The organism is Corynebacterium tuscaniense (genome assembly GCF_008693065.1).
GTDB lineage: Bacteria > Actinomycetota > Actinomycetes > Mycobacteriales > Mycobacteriaceae > Corynebacterium > Corynebacterium tuscaniense.
Genome location: NZ_VXKH01000094.1, coordinates 1 through 4,035 on the forward strand (window position 1 = coordinate 1; position 4,035 = coordinate 4,035).

6 protein-coding genes are annotated in these 4,035 nt (G+C 59.1%); 3 read left to right on the plus strand and 3 right to left on the minus strand.

Going from position 1 to position 4,035, the window contains the following annotated elements:
* Together F4V54_RS10270 and F4V54_RS10275 are read right to left on the minus strand one after the other, a co-directional pair.
* The coding region (locus tag F4V54_RS10270; protein ID WP_150387074.1) for an FAD-dependent oxidoreductase at positions 1-481 on the minus strand (481 nt) is incomplete at its 3' end.
* Positions 478-969, minus strand: coding sequence for a hypothetical protein (locus F4V54_RS10275; RefSeq protein WP_150387075.1), 492 nt, complete (start codon positions 967-969; stop codon positions 478-480). The genes F4V54_RS10270 and F4V54_RS10275, both read right to left, overlap by 4 nt.
* A 48-nt stretch (positions 970-1,017) precedes the next feature.
* Here F4V54_RS10275 and F4V54_RS10280 point away from each other — a divergent pair, with 48 nt between their 5' ends.
* The 3 genes from F4V54_RS10280 (at position 1,018) to F4V54_RS10290 (ending at position 3,495) form a co-directional block, all read left to right on the plus strand.
* Positions 1,018-1,392, plus strand: a complete 375-nt coding sequence (locus F4V54_RS10280) for an ectoine synthase (protein ID WP_102724292.1) — start codon at positions 1,018-1,020, stop codon at positions 1,390-1,392.
* 2 nt (positions 1,393-1,394) lie between these two features.
* On the plus strand, positions 1,395-2,000 hold the full coding sequence (locus F4V54_RS10285; RefSeq protein WP_150387076.1) for a cation efflux transmembrane domain-containing protein: 606 nt from the start codon (positions 1,395-1,397) through the stop codon (positions 1,998-2,000).
* 235 nt (positions 2,001-2,235) lie between these two features.
* Positions 2,236-3,495, plus strand: coding sequence for an HNH endonuclease signature motif containing protein (locus F4V54_RS10290; protein ID WP_150387077.1), 1,260 nt, complete (start codon positions 2,236-2,238; stop codon positions 3,493-3,495).
* Here F4V54_RS10290 and F4V54_RS10295 read toward each other — a convergent pair.
* The coding region (locus F4V54_RS10295; protein WP_150387078.1) for a thiamine phosphate synthase at positions 3,492-4,035 on the minus strand (544 nt) is incomplete at its 5' end. The two genes, F4V54_RS10290 and F4V54_RS10295, sit on opposite strands and share 4 nt — an antisense overlap.

Genomic DNA, 4,035 nt, shown 5'->3' on the forward strand with positions numbered 1-4,035 from the left:
CTTCCTGCAGTGCCGCCGCGATGAGCCGCGGGCGCACCTGGTGGTCGCCCGGAATGTGCACGGCACCGCTAATGGCGGGGGCGAGTGCCGGCTCCAGCTTCCGGGCCTCCCGCGTAGTGATGCGCTCCGTGGTCATCCCGTGCAGCTGCTGATACTCCTGCAGCTCCTCTAGATGTGTCTTATCCGCACGGTCCTTGGCCACCACCAGTGTTCCCTCCGTGCGGTAGCCGGTGGGAGAGTCCGTGTATTTCTGAATGAGCGCGATGAGCTCCGGATACCACTTCCCAGCCGCGATCATCAGTGGGAACAGCGGGTCCTGCTGGTAGACCACCTCCGCAGCCGGGGCGAGCATCCCTCCCGCATGCCACGTGGCACCACTAGCTGGTGCTGGGTCGTACACGGTGATCTGGTGGCCGTGGTCGGCGAGGGTGAGGCTCGTCGATAAGCCAATAATTCCTGCGCCTACTACTGCGACCTTCATGCTTTCCTTCTTTCCACCCATTTATCGATTGTCCACCAGCAGGCCGGCAGAAACGCCATAGCAATGATCCAATAGAACAACCAAAAACTACCGGCGATGCCTGTAACAAAGACCATGGCTACGAGGATGAGGATGGTGATCCCGGAGGCAATAACCGCGCGTATCAGATTGTCGCGGATCGAGCGGCTGAAGCCCTCACCACTGATCTCTGTCTCACCACGCCACTTCTTGTCCAGTGCGAGAACCAGATCTTTGCCGAAAACAATGGAAAAAACGACGTAGAAAGCGCCGAACGCGTGGAAAAAATTTGCGTGGTGCGTATCGGCCAGACTCCAAAACGTGTAAACGAGTAAAGCAAGGTCAATGAGGGGGGTTGCCGCTAGCAGCACAATTCCTGCTTTAGGCAACTTAAGGGCGTAGCGCAGGAACATTCCGCCAAACAAACAGAGCCAGAACGCAACTTCTGCGGTGATGATGGCAAGAATCATGCCCACGAGCTTACGCGTACCGTGGAACGGGTAACTGGAAGGAGATTCATGTTCATTCGTTCCCGAGAAGATGTCGAAACTGTTGAGTGGGGTGGCGGCACCTCCGAGCGCGTGCTCACCGCGAAAGACAACATGGGCTTCGCTGTCGCGCACACCGTCGTGCGCGCCGGCACCGAGTCCAAACTGCAGTACCGCAACCACCTCGAAGCCTGCTACTGCATCGCCGGCTCCGGTGAGGTCGAGGACACCGAGGGCAACGTGTACGCGATCACCCCGGGCACGATTTACGTCCTCGACGAGCACGACGCGCACTACCTGCGTGGCGGCAAAGACGAGGATCTGATCCTGGTCTCTATCTTCAACCCGGCGATAACTGGCGACGAAAAGCACACGCTTTCCGACGACGGGTTCAGCAGCTACTAACTATGACTGAACAGCGTATTCGACGCGCGGTTCTGATCGTGGCGCTGCTGAATCTCGGCTACTTCTTCGTCGAGTTCGCAGCCGCCATCGCGATCGGCTCAGCCTCCCTCTTCGCGGATTCCGCAGACTTCCTCGAAGACACAGCAATCAACATGCTTGTGTTCTTCGCGGTGGCGTGGCCAGCCTCTCGGCGCCGCGTGGCTGGGACGGTCCTCTCCGGCCTCATCCTTATTCCGGCTGTCGCTGCACTGGTCACCGTGGTGCTGAAGATAATCAACCCGGAGCCGCCGTCGCCGTCGGGTCTAACTGGCATCGCGCTCGGCGCTCTCGTGGTCAATCTGATCTGCGCCGTGATCTTGTTGCGCCTGCGCAATGAAGGCTCCTCGCTGGCCACTGGCGCCTGGCTCGCCGCACGTAATGACGCTTTGGCCAACATCCTCATCATCGTTGCCGGCCTGCTCACCTTCGTGTGGGCCACCGCCTGGTTTGACATCATCGTCGCTGCGATCATCATCTTCGTGAATCTCTCCGCCGCGAAAGAAGTGTGGGAGGAATCCCGCGAGGAGCATGACTCGGTGGAGGAGGCCTTCGCGGAGATGGAGGACTAGTTTCCCAGGGAGTCCGCAATGCGGACTCTTTTTCTAAGGTTAGTTTCGAATGGGTGCTCGATGCCCATTTTGGAGTGACGACGACTTCCGTTTTGGCATGAACGCAAAGTCCCAGGGAGTCCGCAATGCGGACTCATTCTCTTAGGTTACGTTCGAATTGGCGTTCGAATGGTGTCGCGCTCGTTTTGTATGGTGTCCCCACGACACATTTACAACGAACAAATAGGGGGACATCATGACAGCAATACTTGCGGAACCTAACCTTCTAGCTGCACATATAGGGGCAGGCATCATTGATACGTATGCCACGATGATGCGTTCTAAGGCTTCGCTCCTGGCGCAGATCGCGGAGTTTGATTACCTCGGGTTAGCCCAAGATCTCGGTGCGACGAGCACGAGCGCGTGGTTGATCCGAAGATTGGGGATCTCTCATTCCACAGCCCACGAATACGTGGCGGTTGCTCGCCAGCTGGACAACTTCCCGTACCTCAAGCTGATGTTCGAAGAGGGCAAGCTGAGCTATTCTGCAGTGCGCCTTCTGCTCAAATATCTCACTCCGGATAATGAGGTTGAGCTGGTCAATCGCGCGATGGAGCTCGGCTACCACGGGCTGGAGCATGCGCTCGCCGGCAAGCCGAAAACGGGCGCGGGCGAGGACTCCCCGGAGCATTACCTCCGCATGAGCCAGGATGACAACGGCGACGTGAACGTGTGGGCCAAACTCAACGCCGCCGATGGGGAAGCGTTCGCAGCAGCGCTCAAGATCGGGCATCTCGCGTTTTGTGCGGAGGAAGAAAAACTCGCCGAGCTTATCGACGATGCCAGTATCGACAACCTCTACGACCAGAAAATCGACGAGGAAAAGGAGCTAGCGAAGCGGGATAAGTCCAGTTTCGGGCTCCCCACCGGTCGGGCAATGCTCTACGCGCTCATGGGCATGGTGAATATTGTGCGCACGAACCCGAAGAACGCGCTGCGTGCACCAGCTGCGCAGGTGAACGTGATGATGACGGTGAGCGGCGAGGCCTACCTGCCCAACAATGCGGGCGCAACATCCACGGCACTAGCGAACATCGTGTCCAACGCGATGATGAAGCTGAACATCGTGGATAAACACGGGCTGGTGCTCAACGTCGGCCGGGGTGCGCGCCTAGCCACAGATAAGCAGGTGAAGGCGTTGATGGCGATGTGGGGTGGACAGTGCGCACTGCCAGGTTGCATCCATCGTCGCTTCATGGAAATCCACCACATTCACGAATGGGCAGATGGTGGTTTGACGGACTTGGACAACCTTTTGCCACTGTGTTCTGGCTGCCACTCGCTAGTCACGGACGGTTACGTGAAGATCCAGCGGGACCGCCACAATATCGTCTTCGATTTCCGGGATGGAGCACGGTTCGTCTCTTATAACTTCGCGCTGCCGGTCAGGGATGATGATTATGTGTGCCTGCCGATCGCGGAGGACGGGGGTGATTCAGACTCATTCGCCGGCTAGTGGAAGTTCTGCAGCACCTGCTCAACATAGGCGCGTGGATCCGCGGCGTTCATGATGCCGCGGACGATGGCAACACCATCCACACCGGTAGCGGCCAGGTCAGCGACATCATCCACGGTGACATCACCGATAGCCACGACGGGCAGCTCGGAGGCGGCGACGAGCTCGGGGTAACCAGCAAGCCCCAGTGGTTCGCGGCCGGAATCCTTGGTCGGCGTGGTGCGGAAGGGGCCGGCCCCGATGTAATCGATGACATCGGCGTACTGGTTCGCATCCTCAACGAGTGAAAGCGTGCCCGTGGTCAGCCCGATAATCGCATCAGGGCCCAGCAGCTCCCGTGCCACGCGCGGGTCCAGATCATCTTGGCCGATGTGAACACCGGCGACGCCGTGGGGTTGGAGGGCGAGGGCGATGTCAACGCGATCGTCGATAAGCACGTGCGTGGAGGGGTTGACTGAGCGCACTGCGGTGACGACCGCGAGGCCGAGGTCGTAGAGCGCGCGGGCGCTGATGGGTTTGCTGCGCACCTGGATCATGCCG